Here is a 20,789-nt window from a genome sequence, read left to right as displayed (position 1 = left end):
CGGGCGGACTGGTCAGCGGCCGGTTGGCGGGCCTAAACCTTCAGCCGGCCCGTCAGCGCGCGGGACAAGGTGAGTTCATCGACGAACTCCAAGTCGCCGCCCAGCGGCATGCCGGAGGCCAACCGGGTGACCTCGAGATCCGGGAAGTCCCGCAGCAGCCGGGCCAAATAGGTCGCGGTGGCTTCGCCCTCGGTGTTGGGGTCAGTCGCGATGATGACCTCGTGGATTTCGGGGGGTTGGGTCTCGTCGACGTCGTCAAGCACGCCTGCGATGCGCTGCAGCAGCGTGCGGATGTTGAGCTCGTTCGGACCGATGCCGCCGAGCGGATCGAGCGCCCCGCCGAGCACGTGGTAGCGACCGTTGTACTCGCCCGTGCGCTCGATGGCCTGGATATCGCGCGCCTCTTCGACGACGCACACCAGCCCTCGGTCGCGACGTGTGTCCGAGCAGTACTGGCACACGTCGTTTTCCGATATGTTGCCGCAGACCCGGCAGAATTGCACACCCTCGCGCACCCGACCCAGCGCGGATTGGAGCCGACCAATGTCCTCCGGCTCCGCCTTCATCAGGTAGAAAGCGATACGCTGAGCTGACTTCGGGCCGATGCCCGGCAGGCGCGAGAACTCATCAATGAGATCTTGGAGTGGTCCTTCGAACAATGATAATTACCTACAAATACTGGCCTGAACAGCTAATTTAGAAACCGAGGCCGCCGAGACCGTCGAAGCCCTGAGACAGCGGACCCATCTTCTGCTCCGCCAGCGACTGCACCTTAGCGGTGGCATCCTGGAAAGCGCCGAGGACCAGGTCCTGCAGACCGTCCACGTCCTCCGGGTCAACGACCTTCGGGTCAATGGCGATGTCCGTGACCTCACCCGAGCCCTGCATTGTCACCTTGACCAGGCCACCGCCAGCCTCACCGACGATGGTGGAGGCGACGATTTCCTGCTGCGCTGCCTGCAGCTGCGCCTGCATCTGCTGTGCCTGCTGAAGAATTGCGTTCATATCTGGCTGAGTCATAACTAAAGTTCCTAACTATTGTGCTTTTTACGTGCTGATTTGTAGTTACGCGCACGCTTAAAGGCTCATCGCCCTTGCTTTACGACGCGCGTCGCCGCCCCATTCTAACGGCTCTAACGGTCATTGAGCGGTTTGGCTCCCAGCTCCTTTTCCAGCATCTCCATGACCACGTCCTTTAACGAACGGTGATCGAGCGACCCGACCTCGTTCGCGGCCTCGAAATACTCGGAGGTGTCCTCTTCGTAGTTGTTGTCCTGCGGGTTTTGGGAAACCGGGTTGTAGGTGGAGTTGTAGTTGGACGGGGTGTGCGAACCGTAGCCATCTGCGCCCTCTGGTGGAGCGAACTCCTCCATGGGCTCTGGGGGCAGCGGGACGCCGCCGAAGCCCGAGTCCTGATTGGCCTGAGCTTGGGCATTTGCCTGGGCGTTGGCCTGCGCCGCGCGCAGGAACGACTGCGGCTGCGGCTGGTTTGGCTGCTGTCGCGGCTGTTGATGGACCGGGTTCGGGTTCGGCTGAGTCGGCTGGGCCGGCTGAGCTGGCTGATTTGGCTGGCTTTGCTGATGTGGCTGCGCTGGCTGGTCGTGACCTGCCTGCTGACCCATCGCAGCACGCTTGGCAGCCTCGATTTTTGCGCGGCGCTCAGCAACAGATGCGTAGGCCGACGACCGCTGAGGACGCGGTGCTGACTCTGGCTGCGTCTGCTGTTCCTGCTGTACCTGCTGCTTAGATGGCTCTGGTTGTGCTGGTGCTACTGGTGTCGGTGCAGGGGCGGTGTCGTTCGGCGAGGACGAACCTCTTGACGACGAATCATCCTCCCCAGCAACACCACCAGTAGCTGTTGAACGCGGTGCGCGCGGGCGCGTACCGACGACACAGTGCACCTGGCCGTTGAAACCCGTCACCTGCTTCACGGCAGCAGACAATGCCTGAGCATAATCAGGCGTATTGAGCCTGGTAGCGAGCGCACCTGTACTGTGCCCGATGACGAGCTTGTCGTTATCAACATCGAGAGGTACCGCTTGCTCGGCCAACACGCGAATTGGGAACGCGTGCGGGCCGTCAACGGCTGAAAGGATGTCCTGCCAGTGCTGGCGAATCTGCTCGATACCAGCGGGTTCTGGTGTTGACTCTGGTTCGGGCTCCGGCTGTGGTGCTGGTTCCGGTTGCGGTGCTGGCTTTGGTGCTTGCTGAACCTGCGGTTCCGGCTGCGATTCTGGTGACTGAGTAGTCTGCGTTGGCTGTTCAGGCTGCTCGGGCTGGGCGACCTGAGTTGGCCGTGCCGGCTCGGCTGATTGCTCGGGCTGGGTTGGCTGTTCAGACTGTGCGGCCTGAGTCGGCTGGGTTGGCTGTTCAGAGTGTGTTGGCGAGGAAGAGACAACTGGCTCCTCCTCGACAATCGACATCGAGCCGCCTTCACCCTCACGCTCACGAGTCTGCTGCTCACGCTCCTGTGCAAGCTGCGCCCGAGTCTGCTGCTCGCTAATCCGGGCATGCTCCGCCATCTTCCGACGGAACTCACGAATCTTCTCTGCCTGAGCCTCTTCCTCGGACAACGGCTGCTCAGCCGATTCAGGCTGCTGCGGTTGTTCGGCCTGCTGAGGCTGCTCAACTGATTCGGCCGGCGTAGCCTGCGTAGGCTGTTCAGGCTGTTCAGGCTGCTCAGCGGGCGCAGTAGGTGCTTCTGGTGCAGGCTTCGGCTCAGGTGCCGACTCCTGCGACACCGCTGCCGCTGACGCCGATTGCTGCTTAACGGGTTCCGACTGAACCTTAGGCTGCGGTTCCGACTGGGGCTGAGGTTGCGACGGTGCCTGCGCTGGCGCTGCCTGCTCAGTACGTCCGCGCTGAGTGACCGAAGCCGACTGTGCCCCCTTCTTACGCTGGGCATTCCGCTGGCGCCACGCCTCCCGAGCCGACTGGCCAGACTGCATCGGCGACGCTTCAGCCGCACCCGCATCGGAAGACACCGGTGCCGCTGCGGGGGTTGCGGCCCCCGAGCCGTCGGCAAGCGCGGGCCTGCCGTGCTCCAACGCTTCTACGCGCTGCAGCAGCGACTCCACGGAGTCTTCGGTGGCGGGCAGGAGCATGCGCGCACAGAGAACTTCGAGCAGCAAACGCGGCGACGTCACGCCGCGGAAGTGCCGCAGACCATCAGAGAGCACCTGCGTGAAACGCGTCAGCGTCGCCGGGGGAATTGTTCCGGCCTGCTCCAGGACACCGTCGATTTGGCTCTCCGGAATCTCTACCAAACCCTGCTCCAGCGCATTCGGCACTGCGGACAGCACCAGCAAATCACGCACCCGGCCAAGCAGATCCGAGGCAAACCGCGCCGGATCCTGACCCGACATAATCACACGCCCGACCACGCTAAACATGGCCGCACGATCGCCCGCTGCCAGCGCCTCAATCGCATCCGTGATGATCACGCTGTCAGTGACACCGAGAATGGCCGCAGACGTTTCATAATCCACGCCATCCGTGCCGGAACCGGCAATGAGCTGATCCATAACCGACAGCGAGTCACGTGGCGAACCGCCACCGGCCTGGATGACCAGCGGATACACGTCCGGCTCTACCCGCACGCCCTCGGCCGTGACTACACGCTCAAGCAGCCCGCGCATATCCGGCGGAGTCAACAACCGGAACGGGTAGTGATGCGTACGCGAACGAATAGTCGGCAGCACACGCTCCGGCTCCGTGGTCGCAAAAATGAAGATGAGGTGCTCCGGCGGCTCCTCCACAATCTTCAAAAGCGCATTGAAACCCGAAGCGGTAATCATATGCGCCTCGTCAATAATGAAGATGCGATAGCGCGACTCCGCCGGCTGGAAGATAGCCTTTTCCCGCAGCTCACGCATATCTTCCACACCATTGTGCGAAGCCGCGTCCAGCTCAATAACGTCCAAATTGCCCGGACCACCCGGCGCCAACGCACGACACGACGCACACTGGCCACACGGTGTGGCCGTCGGCCCCTCCGCGCAGTTCAAACTGCGCGCCATAATGCGCGCCGACGAGGTCTTGCCACAACCACGCGGCCCGGAGAACAAATACGCATGGTTAATGCGGTTGGGACGCCCCTGCGCATCCCGAGATTCCAACGCCGCCGACAGCGGGTCAGTTACGTGCCGCTGCCCCACCACTTCGGCGAACGATGCCGGACGATACTTCCTATACAGAGCCACGTGCTCAGCCTACCTTCCACCCCGGATCGGCTAGTTCGAACCCTCCTGGGAAACAACCGACTCACGGCACCAATCCCGCAGGTCAGCATCCACTTCGGCCAACTTCTGCATCAGCGCCTGCGGCCCCTGCTGCTCATAAAACTCCAGCTCCGCATCCGTGATCGGCACCAGCTGCGTCATCGTGGTCATGCGTCCCTGCGGGGACTCCACATCACCCTCATGCAGGCTGATCTTGCCCGGCATCTCGGACACATTCGGCACCCCGTCGCTCCACACGTACGGCACCGTGCACAGCACGTGTGCCACGCTAAAGGCCGTGCTTGACGACGACTCCCCTACCCCAGCCGCCTGATCGGCCGCTAACCGAATCGCATTCGGGATGACACGGCCCGGAATTGGCGACAGGAACTCCGGCTCTTCCTCCACCAGCGCTCCCGCGGCCGCGACCATGGTGGCCACGGGAAAATCAGCGTAAGCGACGGCGAAAAGCTCCACCCGGATATCGGTCTCCGCTGCGCCGGTCAGGCCACAGTAGTTGCGGCCCAACTCCACCGTGGCGGCTGCCGTTTCCGGACGACGCTCGTTCGCTTGGCCGTCCGGCTCGTCGTAAAGCGAGAACTCAGCGACCCGAAGCGGATCCGAATCGTGTTCCTGCCCGTGCCGACCACTGGCCGGCAGCTCCGTCACATACTCACCGACCTGGGGTTCTCCGGGGAAAAGTCCGGAGATCCAAAACTTCGTCTCTTCGAAGTTCATACAGTCCTATCCCGACCCACTCGACCTACCTGGCCTACGCAGTCGCCTTCTCAGCAGCGGCGAGCAGCACACAAGTAGCGACGCCGTCCATAGCGACCTCGAGCTCCTCCATCGGAGGCAGCGACGGTGCCAGACGGATGTTGCGGTCATTCGGATCCTGCTTCAGCGGGAAGGAAGAACCAGAACCGGTTAGCGCAATACCGGCCTCCTTAGCCAACTCCACCACGCGACGAGCGGTGCCATCAACCACGTCGAGGTTGATGAAGTAACCGCCGGTTGGCTTCGACCACTCTGCCACACCGTACTCCGTCAGGCGCTCATCCAGAATCTGCAGCACCTTCTCAAACTTCGGAGCCAGCGAACCTGCATGACGGCGCATCTGCTCACGCACACCCTCCGCGTCACCGAAGAACTTGGCGTGAGCCAGCTGGTTGACCTTGTTCGGGCCAATGCCGCGGATACCAGCGTGCTTGAGGTAATCCTCCAAGTTGGCATCCGAAGAAGCGTAGAAAGCAACGCCAGCGCCAGCGAAGGTGATCTTCGAGGTCGAGCCGAAAGCCCACACGCGGTTCGGATTACCGGCCTCTTCCGCCCACTTAATGACGTTGTGAATCTCCGGGAACTCATCCGTCAGCGTGTGAACCATGTAGGCGTTATCCCACATCAGACGGAAATCCGGAGCGGCGGTTTCCATTTCAACCAGACGACGGCAGACCTCAGCGCTGTAAATCACGCCCGTCGGGTTCGAGAACATCGGGACATTCCACATGCCCTTAATCTGCGGATCGGAGGCAACCAGCTTCTCCACGACATCCATATCCGGACCGTCTTCGTTCAACGGCACCTGGATCATCTCAATGCCGAAGTGCTGCGTAATGGCAAAGTGGCGGTCATACCCCGGAACCGGGCACAGCCACTTAAGCACCGGCTCCTCGTTCCACGGGCGCTCCGAGTCGACGTTGCCGAACTGCATGGCCCAGGAAATCAGGTCAAACTGGATGTTCAGGCTGGAAGCATCCTGTGCCAGGACGTTTTCCACCGGCAGATCCATCAGTTCCGCCCAGATAGCGCGGATATCAGTAATACCCTTGGCGTTGCCGTAATTGCGGACGTCTTCCCCAGAAGCCGAAATGTAATCCGGCGCCGGGAGACCCAGCAGAGCGTTTGCGAAATCAAGCTGCTCCGACGACGGCTTACCACGAGTCAAATTCAACGCGAGGTTACGGGACTTCAGTTCCTCATATGCCTTCGCAAACTCATCCTTGTGTGCCGCCAACTGCTGAACATCAAAGGAATCCACGGCCATGGTGTACGCACCCTCCCAGGTATCGGACATAAGTTAAAACCTGACAAACCTGGCACGGAAAAACTTTTCCCGCGCCGCATCCGGCTTTGCAACTAAGTGTAAGGCATACCCCGGATTGGGATTTCTACAACTTCCCCGACAGAGCATCCAGACGCTGCTTACTCGGCCCCTCCAAACCGATAATTTCTACCTCTTTGCCCCGGTCAGCAAACTTACCCCGCACCGAATCCAATGCCGCCACCGTGGAAGCATCCCAAATTTCGGCCTCCGACATATCGATGACAATCCGCTGCGCAGGGTCGGTGTAGTCGAACTGGTACACCAGGTCGTTACTGGAGGCGAAGAACAGCTGACCCCGCACCTTGTACGTCCGGGAGTGGGCGCTGGGGTCGTCGTCAAGCACTTCGATCCTGACCAGGTGAGCGACACGGCGCGCGAACATCAGCGACGCCACGACCACGCCCGAAATCACACCGATGGCAAGGTTATCCGTCGCCAGCGTGGCGATGACCGTCACCAGCATCACCGCCGTCTCCGAACGCGGCATCAGGCGCAATGTCCGCGGGGAAATCGAGCGCCAATCGACAGTGTCCACCGACACCACGACCATCACCGCAACGAGCGCAGCCATCGGAATCGCACCGACTGCAGAACTGAGCAGAAGGACCAGAATGAGCAGGAAGACGCCGGAAAAGAGCGTCGTCAAGCGAGTGCGTCCCGACGATTCCTTCACACCCACCATCGTCTGACCAATCATCGCGCAGCCAGCGATACCGCCGAAGAAACCGCCCGCAATGTTCGCGACACCGAGCCCCCACGTCTCGCGAGTCTTGTCCGAATGTGTGTCCGTGATGTCGTCGACGAGTTTCGCCGTCATCAACGATTCCATAATGCCGACGATCGCCACGCCAACCGAATACGGCGCAATCAGCTGCAGAGTCTCCCAGGTCAGCGGCACATTCGGGATCAGCAGCTGCGGGAGGGATTCCGGGAGCTCACCCATATCGCTCACGTTCGGCACGCGCCAATCCGCCACCACCGCAACAAGCGTGACGACGAGCACAGTCACCAGCGGAGCCGGAATCGCGGTGAACACACGGGGCAGGAACACCATAATTGCAATACCCAGAGCGACCAGCGGATACACCAGCCACGGCACATCGATGAGATGCTCCAGCTGCGCGGTGAAAATGAGGATGCCCAGCGCGTTGACAAATCCAATCATGACCGCGCGCGGAATGAAACGCTGCAGCTTAGCGATCCCCAACGCCGCAAAAGCAATCTGCAACACGCCCGCGAGCAACACCGTCGGGATTAGGTAATCCATCCCATACGTCCGCGACAGTGGCGCCACGACGAGCGCAACCGAACCGGCGGCAGCGGTAATCATGGCCGGGCGACCACCCGTGAAGGCGATCACGATGGCCATAATCACCGAGCTAAACAGCCCCACCGCCGGGTCCACGCCCGCCAAGATGGAAAACGAAATGACCTCGGGAATCAGCGCGAACGACACCGCTGCGCCGGCCAGCAGCTCGGTGCGCAGGCGCTTCGGTGAAGAAACTGCGAACCGGAAGGAGTCCCACACGCCCATCGGGGCTGGGACTTCTCGGGCCTGTGGCTGTTGTGGTTCTGGAGTTTCTAGCGGTTCTCGTGTTGCCTGTGGTGGCACTCGCATGTCGTTGGCATCGCTCATGCACAGTATTCTTCCAGACCAGCGAACGCGAAACACGACCACTTGTGGCCAAGGTATTCACCTATCGATGAGCTGCAGCGTGGCCATAAGTGAATAGCTCATCGATAGGTGAAATGGCCTGGCCAATATCGCGGGGATAAGTGCCGAAAAACATCGATAGGTCACAGGAAACCGTCGACAAGTGCCCGAAACCTTGCCACAAGTGCCAGAAGAACGCTGGGGATAAAAAAAGGGGACCCCACGCACCCGTCAGAGCTCGCTGACCCTTGCTGCATTCCTGCCCTGGGGGAGTTCACGAGATGGACGCCACATGGGATCCGTGAAGACAGCCTACTACAGCTGCGTACAAAAAGTCACGCCGCTGTCTGGCCGACAGTTTTAGCCTTGATTCTTAGCCTTGATTCTTAGTCTTAGTTCTTAGCCTTCAACGCCAAGTTCTCACCCGACTCAGAATCAAAGACATTCAACTTGTCCGTGTTGATGGCCAACGTAATCTTCTGACCTCGACGCACATTCGACTCCGCATCGACTCGAGCCACCAACATGGCATGCGGGTTATCCGCCAGGCCAGCCTCCTCAGCTGCGGCATGACCCTTCAAATCAATTTCCGGGAGTGGGAAGTGAATGAACTGCTCGGAGCCCATCGCCTCCAGGACGGACACCTCGACCTCGACCGTTGGTGCATCGCAATTGTCGTCGGTCAGGGCGGCGTCTTCGAAAGCCTCTGGTCGCAAGCCGACGATTACCTTCCGACCCGGGGCAAATTTTTCCGGGAGTGGCAGGTGGCCCAGGGCGGTGTCGACGCTGTGGCCGTCGTCAAGCACAGTAGCAGGCAGGAAGTTCATGGCGGGTGAGCCGATGAAGCCGGCGACGAAGACGTTGACCGGTCGGTGGTAGAGCTCTTGCGGAGCGCCAATTTGCTGGATAACGCCCTTTTTCAGCACAACGACGCGGTCGCCCAACGTCATGGCCTCAGTTTGATCGTGTGTGACGTAGACAGTGGTGGTGCTGAGACGTTCCTGCAGCTGGGCAATTTCGGTGCGCATCTGGACGCGGAGCTTGGCATCCAGGTTGGAAAGAGGCTCGTCCATGAGGAAGACCTTGGGGCGGCGGACGATGGCGCGGCCCATTGCCACGCGCTGACGCTGACCACCCGAGAGATGCGCGGGCTTGCGGTCGAGGAACTCCGTCAGATCGAGAATTTCGGCGGCCTCGTTGACCTTCTTCTCAATCTCCTTCTTCGGCAGTTTTGCCAGCTTGAGCGGGAAAGCGATGTTCTCGCGGACGTTCATGTGCGGGTACAGCGCGTAGGACTGAAACACCATGGCGATATCGCGGTCCTTCGGAGCGACATCATTCATGCGCTCGCCACCGATGAGCAGGTCACCATCGGAGATGTCCTCCAGCCCTGCAATCATGTTCAGCATCGTCGACTTACCGCAGCCGGAGGGGCCGACGAGGATGATGAACTCGCCGTCGTCGATTTTGAGATTCGCGTCTTCCACACCGATGTGACCATCAGGAAAGCGCTTGTACACGTGCTTTAGTTCAATTTCAGCCATTTTTAGCTCTAACCTTCTTTAGCCCTTGACTGCGCCGGAGGTAAGACCAGCGACAATTCGACGTTGGAAAATAACCACAAAGATGACAATCGGAATGGTGATGACAATCGCGGCCGCCGCGATGGAACCGGTCGGCTCATCAAACTGCGACGAGCCGGTGAAGTTCGCCATCGCCGCCGGTGCCGTACGTGACGCCTCCGTCGAGGTCAACGACACCGCCAGCAGGAAGTCATTCCACGCGAAGATGAATACCAGAATTGCAGCGGTGACGATTCCCGGAATCGCCAGCGGCGCCACCACCAGGCGGAATGCCTGGAACGGGGTCGCGCCATCCATTTGCGCTGCCTTCTCCAGCTCCCAGGGAATCTCCCGGAAGAAGGAGGACAGAATGAAGATCGCCATCGGAAGTGCGAAAGTGATGTACGGCAGAATCAGGCCTGGCCAGGTGTCGAACAGGCCGAGCTTGCGCTCGATGTCGAACAGCGGGCTGACCAGGGAGACCTGCGGGAACATGGCGATTAGCAGCGAGACTCCCAAAATCACCGACTTGCCCGGAAACTCCAGGCGAGCGATTGCGTAGGCCGCCATCGTGCCGACAATTACTGCCAGCAGCGTTGTGATCAGCCCAATACCAATCGAGTTGATCAGCGCGCGGGTAAATTCACTGGTCTGGAAGATGCCGCGGTAGTTATCCAACGTCCAATTGCGCGGGATGAAGTGGCCATCGTGCAGATCGGTTGTCGGCTTGAACGACAAGCTGGCAATCCACAGCACCGGCACCAGCGCGTAAATGACCACCAAAGCGATGCCGATTGTCCATGCGACGCGTTGCTTCGGTGTCTTATCCGTATTGTGCACTGCAATCGCCTCCTAATTATTCTTGCCCGCGGCCGCGCTCGGCGACGAGGCCCCGAAGCCCTTGACGAACACAATTGCAATCAGCGCCACGCACACGAAGATCAACACCGAAATTGCTGAACCAATACCCAGGTTGAACGCCTTAAACAGGTTGTTGTAACCCAGAATCGACACCGAACCAGTGCCATTATTGCCCTTGGTCAGAATGTAGATGTTGTCGAATACTCGGAAAGCATCCAGAGTGCGGAACAGCAGAGCCACCACAATCGATGGCTTCATCAGCGGCAACGTGATCTTGAAAAAGCGCTGCCAGAAGCCCGCGCCATCCAACTCGGCCGCCTTCAGCGCGTCGTCAGGCACCAGCGCCAGACCCGCAAGAAGCAGCAGCGCCATGAATGGAGTCGTCTTCCAAATTTCAGCGCCGATGATGATAAATATCGACGGCCATTGCTCCGTCAGCGGCGCGGTGCCGTCGGGAAGCAAATTAGCGAGATAGCCCGTCCCCGGCGTCCACGCGTAATTCCACGAGTACGCCGCCGCCACCGTGACGATGCCGTACGGAATCAACACCACCGTGCGGATCAGGCCGCGGCCGAAAATCGCGCGGTACATCACCATCGCGATAGCCATGCCAAGCACCAGTTCAACCGCTACCGAAACCAGCGTGATAAAGGCCGTCACACCCAGCGCTTCCCACCAATAACTACTGGTCAACACAGATGCGTAGTTCTGCAGGCCGATAAACTCGCGGTCCTCGGGGAAACGCAGGTCATAGCGCTGCAGCGACAGCCAAATCGCGTACCCGATGGGGTACGCCGTCACCGCCAGCATCAAAATCAGCGCAGGAGCCACCAACAGCAGACCGAGGCGACGCTCGGCGCGACGCCCGTCGGAAAGCGTGGACTTAGTTTTCGTAGATTTATCAGACATTTACGGCACCAGGCCTTCCGAGTTCACGGCCGCCTGAAGTTCCTCATCAAGCGTGCCGACCAGCGACTTCGCATCAACATCCTCCGGTGGACTAATGCGCGACGCCATCAAAATCGACAACGACTGGTACGCAGGGGACTTCGGGCGCGTCACCACACCTGCCGTGCGTGGCGACGGCAACAGCGCCCGCTCCTCCTGCGACAGCTCAGCCGAATCGGCTTCCTCCAACGTGTTCAACTGCTCGTAGATCTCGCGGTAGAACGGGTATTCCTCCTTGAATTCATCCGTGGCCTGCGTGTAAAGCTTCGTCAACGTCGGCGGCAGACCACCCTTCAACGCGTTGTTGAGCTGGTTTTGCTCATTGCGCAGACAGTCGATGGCCTCGAAAGCGAGCTCCGGGTGCTTCGACGTCGACGGCACCGCAAGGTTAAGGCCACCAATCGTGACCTGCGCCGGTGTGCCCTCATCCATCGCAGGGTAGGTGGTCCAGGCCATGTCCTCGAAGACCTCCTTGGCCACCTGATTTCCCGACTCCGCCTTCTCCTTCGCACCGGCATAAACAAATGGGTAATTCACCTGCGCAAATGCATCGCCGCGGTCGAATGCCAGACGAGCCTGGTTCTCATCCGACTGCGAAATCGACGGGTCATGCCCCTTCGCCGTGGCCACGCGATGCATGGTGCTCAAGGCGCGCTCCGCGGCATCGTTATCCGCAATTGTGACCGACTGCCCATCCGGCGCGACCAGCTGACCGCCCGCCGACGCTGTCATCGAATTGAGCCACACCACCGAGCCCTCAAACTGGGCAGCCTGGACGCCAATCATCGACGGCTTGCCCTCATCGGCGAGCCTCTCCCCCGTCGCGATTAAGTCATCCCACGTCTTCGGCGGGCCATCTACCAGCGACTTTCGATACCACAGGAGCTGCGTATTCGTATTCAACGGCGCCCCGTAGAGCTGATCCTGCCACGTCGCAGTGTCCAACGGACCCGATAGGGTACCCTCCGTAACGCGCTCGGCCATATCTTCCGGGAGTGGGAGCGCCCAGCCCGCCTCCGCGAACTCCGGAGTCCACGTCACATCAAGGCCCATAATGTCGAACGAGGAATCCCCGCCCACAATGCGACGAGCCAACTGAAGACGCTGATCATCCGTCTGCTTCGCCGAAATGTCATACTCCAGGCGATACTTTCCGCCCGACGCATCCGAGCACTTCTGCGCCGCCTGCGTATACTGATCCGAACCATCCGCCGGACCCATAATCCGCAGTACCGGCGCCGAATCCTGCTGAGCCTCCGAACCACAACCCGCCACCAGCGTGGCGAGCGATACAGCCGACACCGTCGCGATGACAGCTCGTAATTTCCGGCCAGAACCTAAAGAGCCGAAACGAGCACCGGTACGGTCTCGACCAGCTCTTCGGATTCTCGGGCGCTTATTAAACATAATGACCACTCCGTGCTTCGACGTACAAAACTAACTGTACTCCAGGAGTGGCGTATATGGCTGAAAACATAAGAAAACCCCCGGCGATAACCGGGGGTTTTCAATCTGCGGAGGATGTGGGATTTGAACCCACGAGGGATGTGACTCCCGCACGCGTTCCAGGCGTGTGACATAGGCCGCTAGTCGAATCCTCCAACGTCGTTAAAGACTACCCAACAAATCCGATTTTCCCAAAACACGCCGACGAACAGGGGAAACGTAGGATTCAAGTGGCACTATCGACACCACCAGTGCAACCAACAACCGGAAGCAAAAGCCGGCACCCGACTGCTGACCGCTGACCGCTGACCGCCGTTTCGCTTCACGACGGCCACCCCACTCCCGGAATTTTTCCGGGAGTTACTTAGCCAGCCGAGCGATTGCCGCCGATGCCTCCTCCAACTTGGCATCCAACTCTTCCTGGCCGCCCTCAGCCGCATGTACCACACAGTGATGAAGATGAGCATCCAAAAGAGTCAACGCCAACGACTTCAACGCCGAATTCACCGCCGAAATCTGGGTCAAAACATCGATACAGTACTCTTCGTTCTCAATCATCCGACCAATGCCACGAACCTGCCCCTCAATGCGACGAATACGGGACTCATAGCGCCGTTTCTCCGCGAGATAACCGGGATCACTGGTGTTATGGCAGCAAGAATCGTCGTCAAGCGAATGCGATTGAGACGAACAACAAGACTCACTCATGAGTTACTCCTTTTGGTTATCTAGTTGACTCGGAGAAAAACCGCGCAGACGCAGACTGTTGCCGACCACAAAAACCGACGAAAACGCCATCGCAGCGCCAGCCAACATCGGATTCAACAACCCCAGCGCGGCGACAGGAATTGCCAAAACGTTATAGAAAAACGCCCAAAAAAGATTCGAACGGATTGTGCGGAGCGTCTGGCGAGACAACCGCAGCGCATCCGCAGCCGCCAACAAATCACCACGCACCAGCGTGATATCCGCGGCCTCCATCGCCACATCGGTGCCCGTGCCCATCGCCATGCCCAAATCCGCCTGCGCCAGAGCCGCAGCATCATTAATGCCATCGCCGACCATCGCCACGGACGCGCCGCTCGCCTGCAACTTCTCAATCGTCGCGACCTTATCCTCCGGCATCACTCCCGAAATCACATCCTCGCGAGCAATACCGACCTCATCCGCAACCCGAAACGCAGGGCCGGCGGCGTCGCCGGTCAGCAAAATCGGCCGCACCCCCCACTCCCGGAATTTCGCGACCGCAGCCGCCGACGTCGGCTTCACCGAATCCGACACCTCCAACGTGCCCAGGAGCTCGCCGTCGCGGCGCACCGCAACCACCGTCCCCCCACTCCCGGAATTTTCCCCGGAGCGGCCGACCTCGATGCGGTGGCCGTCTACGGTGCCCTCAACCCCCACTCCCGGAATATCCCGGAAATCAGAAACCGGGAGTAGGGAATCCGGATCTGCCGCACGCACAATTGCCTGCGCAATCGGGTGGTGCGACGCCGCCTCCACCGAAGCGGCAAGTGGCAGCAGATTTTCGGGAGTGGGAAGGACCTCCGTCACCTCCATCACACCGGTAGTCACCGTGCCGGTCTTATCCAGCACAACCGTGTCGACCTTCCGCGCCGACTCCAGCACCTCCGGGCCGCGCAGCAACACACCCGCCTTGGCACCTTCACTCGTGCCGACCAGGAGCGCTGTGGGCGTCGCTAAGCCAAGCGCACACGGGCACGCGATGATGAGCACGGCGACCGCGGCCGTGACCGCCTCACTCGCGCCGTGCCCCGTGAGCAACCACGCACCGAGTGTGACCGCGGCGATTGCGATGACGGCGGGCACGAACACTCCCGAAACCCGGTCCGCTAGCCGCTGCACCGGTGCCTTGCCTGTCTGCGCCGCCTCGACCATCGCTGCCATCTGCGCCAATTGCGTCTCCGAGCCCACGCGCGTCGCCCGCACGAGCAACCGTCCAGACGTATTGATCGTCGCCCCAGTCACCTCATCGCCAGGGCCGACCTCGACAGGCATCGGCTCGCCGGTCAGCATCGACGCATCCACCGCCGACGCACCCTCCACGACAACGCCGTCCGTCGCGATCTTCTCACCAGGCCTAACGACGAACACCACTCCCGGGCGGAGCTGCTCCACGGGCAGCCTCTTCTCCACTCCCGAACTTTCGAGAACGGAGACCTCCTTGGCGCCGAGCTTCATCAACTCCCGGAGCGCCTGACCGGCATTGCGCTTGGAACGCTTCTCGAAATAACGACCGAGCAGCACAAACATGATGATGCCGGCCATCGCCTCGAGGTAGATGTTCATATCAGCATCGCCGGGAGTGACCGTTAAGTGGAACTCGTGCTTAAGCCCCGGCAGCCCGGCGCGCCCGAAGAACAACGCCCAGACACTCCAGAGGAACGAGGCGGTCGTACCCATGGTGATCAGCGTGTCCATGGTGACTTCACCATGACGCAGGTTCTTCAGCGTCGCGCGATGGAACGGCCAGCCGGCCCACACAAAGACCGGCGCCGAGAGCGTGAGGCACAGCCACTGCCAATTAGTGAATTGGAGGGCAGGAATCATCGACATCGCGATGACGGGAACCGTGAGGATGACAGCGCCGACGACGCGATTGCGCAGGTCCTGCAGCTCCCGGTCTTTTTCTTCGGGAGCAGCTCCCGGTTCCTCTGCGGTCTCTTCCCTCGGAAGCTCAGCGGTGTAACCCGCCGCCACGATCGTGTCGATGAGTTGCTGCGGGTTGATGTCCGCCGGCGCCTCCACATGCGCCTTCTCGGTCGCATAGTTCACGCTCGCGTTAACTCCATCAAGTTTGTTCAGCTTGCGTTGAATACGGTTTGCGCACGACGCACACGTCATCCCGCCGACGGGGATATCAAGAGTGAGAAGTTGCTGCTCGGACATCTACTTTCCTCTTTTTTGGGGGTTAGTTTGCGACCGCCTTGTAGCCAGCTTCATCCACTGCTGCGATTACGGCAGCGGTGTCGACGTCTGCCTCCGAAGTCACGGAGAGGAAATTCCGGGAGCGGTCAACCTGGACATCCGTGATTCCCGGGAGTTCAGAGACTTCCTCCCGCACCGATGCCTCGCAGTGTCCGCATGTCATGCCAGTAACAGTAAAAGTTTGATTAGCCATACCCCGACATATACCCCCTATGGGTATATATGTAAAGCTATTCGCGCTGACGGTAGCCCGAGTAGGCCCGCCCCGCGAGAGCTGTCGGGAAGGCAAGGTTGAATTCGGGCGGCGCGTGCGGAGACGGCGGGTGACGGTAGACCGCGCCGGAGCCGTCGTCACGCTCGAGGTGCCCGTTGAGGCCTTGCCTGTCGTCATCGTTGGCGGCGTTGTGTTCTTTGCAGGTCATGACCATGTTTTCCATGGTCGTGGCGCCTCCGTTTTTCCTGGCGACCAGGTGATGGGCCTGTCCGGCGTGGGCGGGGCGCGGACACCCGGGCCAGGCACAGATGGGGTTGTCGAGGATCATCGCAATGCGCTGCTCCTCCGTCGCCAGGCGCGGGTTGTGCATCGGGAGTAGGTCGGTCGGGGTGTTGTGCTCGTCGTAGACCAGCACCCAGCCGGTGTCCGCGAGCAGCGCCTCGACGAATTGTCCGGGAGTGAGGACGGACCCGTTGGAGGTCGCCGCAAACCTCGGGCTGTACTCCACGATGTCCTGCGCGGTTACGATGAGCGCGGGCTGGTATCGGAGCTTATCGACGTCGTCAAGCGGCCCCTCCGACCCGTGCGCCAGGCGCTCTGCCAGCGCTTGACCGACGCACCGATCCCGGGTGTAGTCCTCGTGCGCTTTGGCGATTTCGGCTGCGCGCACGGTCAGCGGCGCGACCAGGTCGTCAATCATGTTCGCCGGACCGGTGACCTGCAGGTGCTTCATCCCGCGGATGTCAGGATTCCGGGAGACGTGGGCCCGCAGATGCTGCGGCGGCTCGTCGGTGCGGTTGAGCTCCTTGACTTTGGTCCGCATGTAGGTGTCGAGGCCCTCGAAGTCATAGGCCGCGGCGGCGCGGGTGAAGTCCAGGCGGTAGTACTCCCGGATTTCGACGTTGTTGAGCTGCCCGGAGCGCTTGTCAATCTGCATGACCGTGTCCAGCGACAGCTTCAGCTCCCGGGCGATTGCGACGGCCTTGTCGCGGGATTCGACGTCCACATCACCCTCGACGGCGCCGAACAGCCGCTCGGCGCAGCGCAGCAGGCGCTTGAGCCGGAAGGGGTCGAAGCCGATGCTGGCTGCCAACTCCCGGTGCCCGGTGGATTTTTCCGGGAGTGCGGCGCGCAGGTCGGCGAGCACGTCAATACCCCGTGTCGCCAGCGCGCTGAGCAGTCCCAATGTCGTCATGGGGCTAAGGCTAGTTTCCGGGAGTGGGTGGCTTCAATCGCTTTTTGGCGTTATCCACAGCCCGTCGTAAAGCATGCACAATCTGCACAAACGGGCTTGACGACGCACTCCCGAAAGTGCCCTATCGGAACGCGACCTCTCCCACCGGCCGGCGCAACTTCCGGGAGTGGAGGGTGTCGGGAGCGGCGGCCATGTCCTCGCACGCGCGCACTGCGGCCATGAGGTGTTCTTCCTTGGAGGATTGGTAGAACTCGCGGGCGGATTTCGGGAGTTTGGGTTTGTCGTGCAGTGGCATGTCGGAGACACTGAGCAGCGCGCCGTAGGGCACGCGGAAGCGGTAGCCGTTGGCGGCGATGGTGGCGGATTCCATTTCGACGCCGATGGCGGTGGATTTCTGCAGCTCCCGGTAGAGGTCGGCCTGGGAACGCCACTCCCAGTTGCGGTCGGAGGTCGACAGTACGGTGCCGGTGCGTAGGCGCTTTTTCAGTTCGTCGCCGGTGAGCCCGGAGACGCGGGCGAGCGCGTTGGTGACGGCGAGCTGAATCTCTGCGATGGGCGGGATGGGTTTTTCCAGGGGCACGTAGTTATCGAGGACTCCGTCGGCGCGGTCGTAGCCGTTGGCGAGAATCATGTCGCCGATGCGCATGCGGCCGTCGAGGCCAGCGCAGTGTCCAACCATCATCCAGCAGTGCGGACGCGTGACGGCGAGACAGTCGGTGATGGTCTTGGCGTTGGAGGGGCCGACGCCGATGTCGATGATGGTGATGCCGCATTGGTCGTCGCGAAGCAGGTGGTACGCCGGCATCTGCGAGGCGTGCGCGTGCTGACGGCAAATTCCGGGAGTGGGGATGGCGCCGACGTCGTACTGCTTCCCACCCGGGCACGCCAGCGCCGTGTACCCATGGGGATTTCCGGGAGTGAGGGTGGCGGCGTATTCGAGGAACACGTCGGTGTGCAACTGGTAGTTGGTGAACAGTACGAAACGCTGGATGTTTGCGGCGTGCGAGCCGGTGTAGTGCTCGAGGCGCTGGAGGGCGAGGTCGATGCGCTGGGCGGTAAAGAGGCTCAAAGGTTTGATGGGAAGGCCCAGGTAGTCAGCTTCGCCGTCGGCGATGGTGTCGTCGATGCAGGCGGAGTCGATGGGGGTGAACGTTTTCTCCACTGCCGCCAACGTGCTTGCCGACGCCCCTTCCCTCCCCGCCGCTTCCTCGGCGGCCGCATCGAAGCCGCGGCACATCCGGAGTGGGATGGGCTGGTCGGAGACGCGCACCTCGACTTCGCCGCCGTGGTTGGCGAGTAGGTCGGTGATTTGCTCGATGAGGTAGGTGCGGAACATCACCGGGCGGGTGATGGTGGTGGCGTACACTCCCGGGCGGTCGACGAAGCCGTGTGAGAGGGAGGGGTCGACGTCCTCGACGGCGCTGCCGGCCGGGACGGTGAAGCGTAGTTCGGGGTAGTAGGCGCGCACTGGCCCACTCCCGGAATTTCCTTCGGTGGCGGCGGTGTACTGCTCGACTAGGTAGGCCATTCCCGTCCGGTGGATTTCGGTGAGCCGGTCGACGGCTGCGGCGGCGTCGGTGTAGAAGTCACCTTCGCCTTCGGTGGGCCAGAACGGGGGTGTTGCGGAGTCTCGTACCTGCATATCCCAAGGCTAGGCGGAGAGTTACCCGCTCGCATCCGCGCCGCGCTCATCCCACCAGACGCACCACGCTCATCACGCCAGAGCCGGGCACGCTCACGAAACCACGCTCAGTGTCGGCTCCACACTCCTTCGCGGCTGCGGCGGACTTCAAAGACCTGGTGCACGTGGTAGCCGCCGACGGTGGGGATGGTGAGGAAGTGTCGGCCGTCGTCAAGCTCGTGCCAGAGGATGCGACCGTAGCGCACGCCGTCGCGGACGTGGGCGCTGAGGTAGTCGGCGCGTTGTTGGCCGCGGAGGGTGGCGTAGAAGGCGGGGTCGACGGGGAGTTGGACGAGATTCCGGGAGTGGGGGTCGATGTCGGCTTCTTGCAGCCGGATGGCGACGGGTCGGCCGTCGACGATGAGGTCAGCGGTGTGACGGCTGAGGTGGATGATGTGGACGTCGCTTATTGTGGTGTGCATTTTGCGCTCCTATTCGCTCTTCCCCGCAGGCGGTCTGTGGGGCTGATCTTCCTTTGGGGCACCGGGTCCGCGAATCGGGCGGTTGCCTATCGACGCTGTCAAAGGCCATTTCTCGTCGATATCTTGTGATCGTGTCGCCCACCCTAACACCAACTAGACAGCTTTGTCTACCATCTCCCGCACGCTTTACGACGAAGCCCCCACCTTCCACTCCCGAAAGCTACCGCCTTCCACCTCGCCCGCTGACTACCCCTTCCCCATCAGCACCAGAACCACCAGCGCCACGTTGAGCGCGATGATGAGTCCGCAGATAACCCACGCGACCCGGCGCAGTAGCGGGGTGTTGGCCCAGATACCCATCTCGGCATGCGAGGAGGTCATGCGCACCAGCGGAACCAGCGCAAACGGGATACCAATCGACAGCACCACCTGGCTGAGCACCAGCGCCCACGTCGGCTCCACACCGCTGGCGATAATGAGCAGCGCCGGAATGATGGTGACTACGCGGCGCACCAGCATCGGCACGTGCACCTTCAGCAGATCGCGCATAATCAGGTCGCCGGCGTAGCAACCGACGGAGGACGACGCCAGCCCGGAGGCCAACAACCCAACCGCAAAAAGCACGCCCACTACAGGGCCGAGCGCGCTGGTCACGGCGGCGTGGGCACCTTCGATGGAGTCGGTCCCCTCCACTCCCGGAAGTGCTTCGGCTGCGAGACACAGCATGCCAATATTCACCGACCCAGCCAGCACGAGCGCACCGAATACATCGATACGCGTGGCACGCAGGTGTTGGCGCAGCGAGGCATCATCTTCCACCTTGTACTCGCGGTCGCGCACCAGCCCGGAGTGCAGGTAGACCGCATGCGGCATCACGGTCGCACCCAACATGGACGCCGCCAGTACCACGGTGTGCGCACCCTGGAAGCGTGGCAGAATTCCGCTGGCCATCTCCCCGAGACTCAAGCCCGTGACAAACAGCCCGGCCAGGAACCCCACCGTAATGACCAGCAGGAACGCCACAATCACGCCTTCAAAAGTGCGTTGCGAACGCCCACCCTGCAGCAGCAACAGCCCCAGCGAGACCACGCCGACAATGACGCCGCCAAGCAGCATCGGCGTTCCGAAAAGCAGATACAGCGCCGTGGCACCACCAATAATTTCCGCCACATCCGTCGCTGCCGCCACAATCTCGGCCTGCACCCAGTACGCCAGTCGCCCCGGCCGGTTCGAACCAAAGCGGTCGGCAACGCCTGCGGTCAGCGACCGCCCCGTCACCAGGCCATACTTCGCCGACAGGTACTGCACAACCATCGCCATGAGGTTGGACACCACCAGCACCCACAGCAGCAGATACCCATAGCTCGCCCCCGCGGACAGGTTCGCAGCCACATTTCCGGGGTCCACGTAGGCAATCGCCGCCACAAACGCAGGCCCCAGCAGACTCATCATGGGCTTGCGGTTTTTCTCGCTTGACGACGTCACTTGTGCCCCTTGCACCCCTGAATCTTTCACCCGGCCATTATTTCACAG

At 61.2% G+C, this 20,789-nt stretch carries 17 protein-coding genes, 1 tRNA gene, 1 other RNA gene and 1 riboswitch; all 19 genes read right to left on the bottom strand.

The window, feature by feature from the left end; genetic code table 11:
- Nucleotides 1-32 precede the first annotated feature (32 nt).
- Nucleotides 33-659, bottom strand: a complete 627-nt coding sequence (recR, locus tag ADA16_RS03480) for a recombination mediator RecR (RefSeq protein ID WP_048759224.1) — start codon at nt 657-659, stop codon at nt 33-35.
- 37 nt (nt 660-696) lie between these two features.
- Nucleotides 697-1,020, bottom strand: a complete 324-nt coding sequence (locus ADA16_RS03475; RefSeq protein ID WP_048759222.1) for a YbaB/EbfC family nucleoid-associated protein — start codon at nt 1,018-1,020, stop codon at nt 697-699.
- A gap of 113 nt (nt 1,021-1,133) precedes the next feature.
- Nucleotides 1,134-4,202, bottom strand: a complete 3,069-nt coding sequence (locus tag ADA16_RS03470; RefSeq protein WP_048759221.1) for a DNA polymerase III subunit gamma and tau — start codon at nt 4,200-4,202, stop codon at nt 1,134-1,136.
- Between the two features lie 30 nt (nt 4,203-4,232).
- Complete coding sequence (locus ADA16_RS03465) at nt 4,233-4,958, bottom strand: suppressor of fused domain protein (RefSeq protein ID WP_048759220.1); 726 nt, start codon at nt 4,956-4,958, stop codon at nt 4,233-4,235.
- A 34-nt stretch (nt 4,959-4,992) separates the two neighbouring features.
- Nucleotides 4,993-6,264: an aminotransferase class I/II-fold pyridoxal phosphate-dependent enzyme gene (locus ADA16_RS03460; RefSeq protein WP_193387483.1), complete on the bottom strand. Its 1,272-nt coding sequence runs from the start codon at nt 6,262-6,264 to the stop codon at nt 4,993-4,995.
- 124 nt (nt 6,265-6,388) lie between these two features.
- Nucleotides 6,389-7,858: a SulP family inorganic anion transporter gene (locus ADA16_RS03455; RefSeq protein WP_048759217.1), complete on the bottom strand. Its 1,470-nt coding sequence runs from the start codon at nt 7,856-7,858 to the stop codon at nt 6,389-6,391.
- Nucleotides 7,859-8,187: 329 nt separating this feature from the next.
- Nucleotides 8,188-8,282, bottom strand: an RNA gene (gene ffs / locus ADA16_RS10835) — signal recognition particle sRNA small type.
- 88 nt (nt 8,283-8,370) lie between these two features.
- A complete protein-coding gene (locus ADA16_RS03450; protein WP_048759214.1) occupies nt 8,371-9,522 on the bottom strand; it encodes an ABC transporter ATP-binding protein in 1,152 nt (383 codons plus the stop codon).
- An 18-nt stretch (nt 9,523-9,540) separates the two neighbouring features.
- A complete protein-coding gene (locus tag ADA16_RS03445) occupies nt 9,541-10,380 on the bottom strand; it encodes a carbohydrate ABC transporter permease (protein WP_193387482.1) in 840 nt (279 codons plus the stop codon).
- A gap of 12 nt (nt 10,381-10,392) precedes the next feature.
- Complete coding sequence (locus tag ADA16_RS03440; protein ID WP_048759210.1) at nt 10,393-11,310, bottom strand: carbohydrate ABC transporter permease; 918 nt, start codon at nt 11,308-11,310, stop codon at nt 10,393-10,395.
- On the bottom strand, nt 11,311-12,651 hold the full coding sequence (locus tag ADA16_RS03435; RefSeq protein ID WP_239659325.1) for an extracellular solute-binding protein: 1,341 nt from the start codon (nt 12,649-12,651) through the stop codon (nt 11,311-11,313). It abuts the gene before it with no gap.
- Between the two features lie 213 nt (nt 12,652-12,864).
- Nucleotides 12,865-12,950 (bottom strand) — tRNA-Ser (locus ADA16_RS03430).
- Between the two features lie 205 nt (nt 12,951-13,155).
- The gene (locus tag ADA16_RS03425) at nt 13,156-13,503 is read right to left on the bottom strand and encodes a metal-sensitive transcriptional regulator (RefSeq protein ID WP_048759208.1); all 348 of its coding nucleotides are present in this window, start codon (nt 13,501-13,503) and stop codon (nt 13,156-13,158) included.
- Nucleotides 13,504-13,506: 3 nt separating this feature from the next.
- Nucleotides 13,507-15,705 (bottom strand): heavy metal translocating P-type ATPase, encoded by a 2,199-nt coding sequence (locus ADA16_RS03420; protein WP_048759206.1) that lies wholly within the window; start codon nt 15,703-15,705, stop codon nt 13,507-13,509.
- Between the two features lie 22 nt (nt 15,706-15,727).
- Nucleotides 15,728-15,937 (bottom strand): heavy-metal-associated domain-containing protein, encoded by a 210-nt coding sequence (locus ADA16_RS03415; RefSeq protein WP_048759204.1) that lies wholly within the window; start codon nt 15,935-15,937, stop codon nt 15,728-15,730.
- Nucleotides 15,938-15,974: 37 nt separating this feature from the next.
- Complete coding sequence (locus tag ADA16_RS03410) at nt 15,975-17,153, bottom strand: HNH endonuclease signature motif containing protein (protein WP_048759202.1); 1,179 nt, start codon at nt 17,151-17,153, stop codon at nt 15,975-15,977.
- Between the two features lie 121 nt (nt 17,154-17,274).
- Nucleotides 17,275-18,795, bottom strand: coding sequence for an AMP nucleosidase (locus ADA16_RS03405; protein ID WP_048759199.1), 1,521 nt, complete (start codon nt 18,793-18,795; stop codon nt 17,275-17,277).
- A 107-nt stretch (nt 18,796-18,902) separates the two neighbouring features.
- Entirely contained in the window at nt 18,903-19,256 is a 354-nt protein-coding gene (locus ADA16_RS10830) for a hypothetical protein (protein ID WP_065421323.1), read from the bottom strand.
- 10 nt (nt 19,257-19,266) lie between these two features.
- A riboswitch (SAM riboswitch) is annotated at nt 19,267-19,387 on the bottom strand.
- A 115-nt stretch (nt 19,388-19,502) separates the two neighbouring features.
- Entirely contained in the window at nt 19,503-20,741 is a 1,239-nt protein-coding gene (locus ADA16_RS03395; RefSeq protein WP_048759196.1) for an Nramp family divalent metal transporter, read from the bottom strand.
- Between the last annotated feature and the right edge of the window lie 48 nt (nt 20,742-20,789).

Source organism: Corynebacterium vitaeruminis (assembly GCF_001054325.1).
Lineage (GTDB): Bacteria > Actinomycetota > Actinomycetes > Mycobacteriales > Mycobacteriaceae > Corynebacterium > Corynebacterium vitaeruminis_A.
Note: the sequence above shows the minus strand (reverse complement) of the source record. Positions and strands in the feature narration are given on the sequence as shown.